This window comes from Halobacillus sp. BBL2006 (assembly GCF_000786645.1).
Classification (GTDB): Bacteria; Bacillota; Bacilli; order Bacillales; family Halobacillaceae; genus Halobacillus.
The window spans coordinates 1-4576 of the sequence record NZ_JRNX01000122.1; the positions used below are offsets into that span (position 1 = coordinate 1).

Annotated in this window: 3 protein-coding genes; 2 read left to right on the plus strand and 1 reads right to left on the minus strand. The window is 41.8% G+C overall.

Annotation, left to right across the window (positions count from 1 at the left end; translation table 11 throughout):
* Positions 1–1011, minus strand: a 1011-nt coding sequence (locus LD39_RS04460; RefSeq protein WP_035543316.1) for an FtsW/RodA/SpoVE family cell cycle protein, incomplete at its 3' end; no start/stop codon positions are given.
* A gap of 187 nt (positions 1012–1198) precedes the next feature.
* On the opposite strand from LD39_RS04460, the gene mgtE reads away from it, so the two are divergent.
* Both mgtE and LD39_RS04470 read left to right on the plus strand, forming a co-directional pair.
* Complete coding sequence (gene mgtE, locus LD39_RS04465) at positions 1199–2563, plus strand: magnesium transporter (RefSeq protein ID WP_035543318.1); 1365 nt, start codon at positions 1199–1201, stop codon at positions 2561–2563.
* 16 nt (positions 2564–2579) lie between these two features.
* Positions 2580–4442, plus strand: coding sequence for a monovalent cation:proton antiporter family protein (locus LD39_RS04470; protein WP_035543320.1), 1863 nt, complete (start codon positions 2580–2582; stop codon positions 4440–4442).
* Positions 4443–4576 lie beyond the last annotated feature (134 nt).

A 4576-nucleotide genomic window follows, 5' to 3' on the forward strand; every position in this document is an offset into this window, starting at 1 on the left:
GAATGCAATCATCGCAACGATTCCGACGATCAGATAACTGCCGAAGGCGTCATTACTTTCAAATGCAATCTGTATCATTCGATATAGCAATAAGAAGAAAAGCGTCACAACAATGCTGGAGCCAACGAACCCGAATTGCTCGGAAATTGCTGTGAAGATCATATCTGTGTGCCGTTCGGGAACAGTCACTTCAAAATTTCCTACTCCTTTTCCGGTCAGTTGTCCAGAGCCGATGGCCGTGATCGACTTAAGCAATTGAAGACCAGCGCTCTGTTCATATTTTTCCGGCTGTAACCACCCGTAGAAGCGGGAGTCAACGTGGGCGAATACAGATTCTTCTAAGAATGTGGTCACTTTTGAAAAATTGAAAACGAACATTAACGCAACCACGCCGACCATAAGCAGAATGGAAGATAGGATGGATAAGAGAATTCTCCATTGAATGCCTGAAACGAGAATCATAAAACCTGTGATGGACGCTAGAACAAGAAATGTTCCTAAGTCTGGTTGTACCGCAATTAACCCCATAGGTACAATCGCTAAGCCAAAAATTTTAAGTAATAAGATAAGATCGGTTTTAACCGTTCTTGATCGGTTTTTTTCATTATGTCTGACAATCACATGCGCTAAGGCAATCACAAGGAAGACCTTCATAAATTCTGATGGCTGAATCGTACCGATCCCGGGGAATTTGAACCAGCTTACAGCACCGCCGGATTCATGGACAATTCCTGGTGGGATGTTAAGGAAGATCATAACAAGCATTAGAACTCCAAATCCATAAAGTCCCCAGACAATCTGGTTGAGGCGGTCATAATCGACGATCATTACAATCGCCGCTCCTATAGATCCGAGCACATACCAGACGATCTGTTTCATATAAGCTCCCTGGTCAACGACTCCTAAGTATGGATTTACAGTATATAAGGTATAGCAGCTGATGATGCCAAAAGCAATGACGACAAAGATGATGGTAAAATCTATCGGTGATGACTGTTGATTATCATTCATGTTTGTTCCCTTTCTATCGAGCAATCTGTTAAACTTCGAGTATAATTGTAAGTGTACATGATTCTGACGATAATTTTAAGCCAAGTGTTACGATTTATTAAAAAGAAAATACATTCGTTGACAAACCCTATACGTACAATTAAGATTAAACGGTCAAAGACGATAAGGACGTCGAGGAGGGTTGCTTATGGAACACTTAGATGACCAGGAGCGCCAAGAGGTTTGGAGCACTATCGAGGATGCATTGCTAAATGACCATATCGATCAATTTCGTGCAGAATTCTTAGAACTCCATCCTTATGATCAAGCAAGGATCTTTGAAGGGTTAGAGGTAGATGTCCGTATGCAAATCTACACGTACCTATCCCCCGAAGAAGTCGCAGATGTAATGGAACATATCGATTACGAGGATATTGAACCATTTTTCTCTGAAATGGACCCTCGTTTTGCCGCTCAAGTATTTGCTGAAATGTCGACCGATGATGCCGTCGATATTTTTAATGAATTGGATAAAGATAAAGTAGCAAGCTTCTTAACCATTATGGATAATGAAGCAGCTCAAGAAATTAAAGATTTGCTTCATTATGAAGAGAAAACGGCCGGTTCTATTATGACGACCGAGTTCGTTGTGGTGAAAGCAACAATGACGATTAAAGAGGCGATGGTTCATTTAAGAACAGAAGCGCCAGACGCTGAAACGATTTATTACACGTATGTCATCGATGAAGACAAACGGCTGGTCGGAGTCATCTCCTTGAGAGACTTAATCATCTCTGAAGAAGAGTGGTTGATATCTGATGTTATGAATGAAAGGGTCGTTTCTGTTTCCGTAGGGGAGGATCAGGAAGAAGTCGCTCGTATGGTAAGAGACTATGACTTCCTGGCTCTCCCGGTCGTTGATTTTCAAGACCATTTACTTGGAATCATTACAGTGGATGATATTATGGATGTCATGGAAGAAGAAGCGAGTGATGACTATTCCAAGATGGCCGCAATTTCTGATGTGGATAGCCCGGATGAAAATGCGTTCGCGTCCGCAAAGAAACGATTGCCATGGCTTATTATCCTCCTCTTCCTGGGAAGTTTGACCGCCAGTCTAATTGGAAGATTTGAAGAGACGTTAGATAAAGTTGCCATATTAGCTGTGTTTATTCCATTGATTGCAGGCATGGCAGGTAATACTGGAACGCAAGCTCTTGCCGTCGCAGTCCGAGGAATTGCTACAGGAGAAATTGAAAAACAAGGAAAATGGAAGCTGATGTTCAGAGAGGCAGGCACAGGTTTAATTACAGGCGTGTCCTGTGGAGTATTGATTACGTTTATCGTATATTTTTGGCAAGGAAACTTCTTTTTAGGTTTGCTCGTAGGATTGTCCATTTTATTGACCCTGATTGTTGCAACTTTAGCGGGTTCTCTTGTCCCATTAATTATGCACCGGTTCAATATCGACCCTGCCGTTGCCTCTGGTCCGTTTATCACAACGATCAATGACATCATTTCCATTCTGATCTATTTCGGAATGGCTACAGCCTTTATGAACTTATTGATATAACGGAAGGAGGGCGAGTATGGAACATGGTGCTTCGGTAACATCTCTTGTTATTGTAATTTTAGCAGCATTTATAACCCCGATTATCTTGCATCGTTTTAAATTAAATATGATACCTGTAGTGGTTGCAGAAATCATCGTAGGATTGATTATTGGGCAGAGCGGATTCGATCTCGTCGAACAGGGAAGCTGGCTTGAGATCCTCTCCACGTTAGGGTTTATTTTCCTTATGTTTTTAAGTGGTCTCGAGATTGATTTTTCCATCTTTGCCCGCAGGAAAAAGAAAGCAAAACCAGAAAACAAAGGAACAGGAGCACCAAATCCCGTATTCGTGGCTTTAATTGTGTTCGTCGGCATTTTCGTTCTATCTCTGGGCTTGTCTTATTTATTTGTGCTGGCAGGATTTATTGATAATGCCTTCCTGATGACACTGATCATCTCAACGGTTTCATTAGGTGTCGTCGTACCTACCTTGAAAGATGCACAAATGATGAAGACGACCATTGGCCAGACGATTCTGCTGATTGCAGTTATCGCAGACTTGGCAACGATGATTTTATTAGCTGTTTTCGTATCTCTTTACGGAGAAAGCCATGGGAACACATGGTTGTTACTTATTCTGTTTGCCGTTGGTGTTCTACTGTATTTTGTTGGGAAACAGTTCCGCCATCAATCATTTATTGAAACGATGGCAAAAGGAACAATTCAAATTGATACGCGTGCTGTATTCACATTAATAATTTTACTTGTAGCTTTATCTGAAACGGTCGGCGCTGAAAATATCCTGGGAGCTTTCCTTGCCGGTACGCTTGTTTCCTTACTGTCTCCTAATCAGGAGATGGTCAAGAAGCTTGACAGTTTCGGTTATGGATTCCTCATTCCGATTTTCTTCGTGATGGTCGGAGTGGAAATTGATATATGGAGCTTATTTACAGACCGACGTGTTGTCATTTTGATTCCGTTATTGTTTGTGGCTCTGCTTATTTCAAAAATTTTGCCAGCTCTTATTTTGAAAAAGTGGTACGATACGAGAACCGTGCTTAGCACAGGGTTTATTTTGACATCAACACTTTCTCTGGTCATTGCAGCCGCAACAATCGGTGAAAGGGAAGGCATGATTGATGCGCAAATGGAAGGGGCGCTCATTCTTGTTGCCGTCCTTACTTGTTTAGTAGCACCGATTGTTTTCAAGAAAATTTATGGCCGCTTTGAGGATGAAGACCACAAGGTAATTGTTTCGTTCATTGGGTCAAACCGAATGACGCTGCCTGTTGTTCGAGAACTCGATATCAATGCGTATGAAACACACCTATATCATACAAAAGTCGATAAAATCGATGACAAGATCAGTCGATCCTGCTTTGATATCAAGGAAGTGGATGGCTACGATATCGAGTCAATGAAAGAATATGGGGTGTTTAACGTAGACCTCGTCGTTGCATCGACAGGGGACGAAGAAAAGAACGCAGAGGTTGCTCGCTATGCGAAAGAACAAGGAGTCGAACGAGTCATTGCCCGAATTGAGTCGCCTGAACTGGCCGCTGAATTAAGGGAATTGAATATAAGTGTCTTCTCCGTTTTATTGTCTTCCAAAGCTCTATTGAAGGCGATGATCGAAGCTCCGAACGTCGTGGATATCTTAACGAATCAAGAGACTGCCTTATATCAGATCAATATGAACAACTCTGAATACAATGGTGTGAGCTTGAAAGAGTTCCCGTTCACAGGCGATGTGATTATGGTCCGTATCTTCCGTGGGAAGGATTCGATTGTTCCTCACGGGGATACTGAGCTGAAAATGAATGATCGTCTCATTGTCACGGGATCCCATGAATATGTCGATGAGTTGAAAATGGAACTTGAATATTGTGAGTGGTGTTAATCACCAAAGAGAGTGTAAGGATATAAATTTATTATCCTTACACTCTTTTTTATGATTTTTCTTCCTCAATTAAAGCTCCCGATTGTTGAAGACCCAGATTCGAGACTTTTATGTGCGATGATGGTGGCGGGGAA